The sequence below is a fragment of the Hallella faecis genome, from assembly GCF_018789675.1.
Taxonomy (GTDB): domain Bacteria; phylum Bacteroidota; class Bacteroidia; order Bacteroidales; family Bacteroidaceae; genus Prevotella; species Prevotella faecis.
In genome coordinates, this window is the sequence record NZ_JAHKBE010000139.1 from 1 (window position 1) to 854 (window position 854).

At 49.1% G+C, this 854-nt stretch carries 1 protein-coding gene; it reads right to left on the bottom strand.

Features of this window, described 5'->3' with window-relative positions; all coding sequences use genetic code 11:
- Nucleotides 1-47: 47 nt before the first annotated feature.
- Nucleotides 48-698 carry a carboxypeptidase-like regulatory domain-containing protein gene (locus tag KM934_RS12845; RefSeq protein ID WP_215761023.1) on the bottom strand — a complete coding sequence of 217 codons (651 nt, stop codon included), beginning with the start codon at nucleotides 696-698 and terminating at the stop codon, nucleotides 48-50.
- Between the last annotated feature and the right edge of the window lie 156 nt (nucleotides 699-854).

Here is an 854-nt window from a genome sequence, read left to right on the forward strand (position 1 = left end):
GGCTGGCAGCGTAAAACTGCTTAGCCTTTATCTCAAATTTTAACGAACTATTGCTTATAGGGCAGCGGTGTGTAAAGGTCTCTCCATATACCGGGATCGGGAAGCATCGGGGCGATGCAAGAAGTGGTGTAATAGTTGCGAAACTTATAAAAGGGCTTCAGCGTGTCGCCACTTTCGATGTTGCCATAGCGTCCCGTGGTGAGCATGAAGTTGCGCTGGGCGATGTCTGACTGGCTACGGAAGAAAGCCTCGATGAGTTCGTTGTAGGTGGTGTCGTTGGATGACACCTGACGGTAGAAATAGTTGGACTGTTCGAAGCGGTGTTCTGCATATTCCATTTTGAGTTTCTTCACCAGTTTCTTGAGCAAGCCCACGACATCGATAGGGGTGACGGTCACCTCTTGGAGCATTCTGGCATAGGGCTTCAGCGCCACCTTGCGCCCCAATTCGCTGGCCTTGACGTTCTTGGCGTTGTAGCCGACGTAGGTGATGCGGAGCACGTCTTCGGGTTGCGCCTGGATGGAGAAGTCGCCCTCCTGGTTGGTGATGGTGGAGTGGGAGGAGCTGACGTATACGCTTACCATGGGCAGCGGGTCGCCTGTGGTAGCGTCCACCACGCGAGCTGTGAAGGTGCTTTGGGCACAGACATTTGCCAAGTTCAACAGCAAGAAAAGGATTATGATAAGATTTCTTTTCATGGCAGTTCCCGTTTTATATAGGTCAGTCCCACTTTGATGGGAATCTTGCCGTGCAAAATAATAATTGTTATTTTGCGCGGCAAGATGCTTATTGATATACAATTAGTACTGATGCGATAAAATCGCATGGTTATTAAAATTCATCAAATAAAGTGA